This window comes from Pseudoalteromonas sp. ABE4_541 (assembly GCF_056312285.1).
Genome location: NZ_JBSVEM010000072.1, coordinates 1 through 242, shown reverse-complemented (window position 1 = coordinate 242; position 242 = coordinate 1). Strand labels below are relative to the sequence as shown.

General features: G+C 43.0%; 1 protein-coding gene. It reads left to right on the top strand.

Going from position 1 to position 242, the window contains the following annotated elements; all coding sequences use genetic code 11:
* Window positions 1-208 (top strand): integrase core domain-containing protein (locus tag ACW689_RS21540; protein ID WP_476294460.1); only part of this gene is annotated, 208 nt, incomplete at its 5' end.
* Window positions 209-242 lie beyond the last annotated feature (34 nt).

The window sequence follows — 242 nt, the reverse complement described above, 5'->3', positions numbered from 1 at the left end:
GCCTGCTAGTCCTAACCTCAATGGTAAAGTTGAACGTTCTCACCTAACCGATAAACGAGAGTTTTATCAGTTATTAAACTATAAAGGAGACATTGATTTAGAGGCTAAATTGGCTGAGTGGGAGGAGTTTTACAACTACCATAGGCCGCATGGTGGCTTGAAAGGAAAAACGCCGTATGAGATTCTAGTTTCGAAAATGAGAGCCTAGTTATGGCTTGTCAGCCGAGGTTTCGAGACCCACA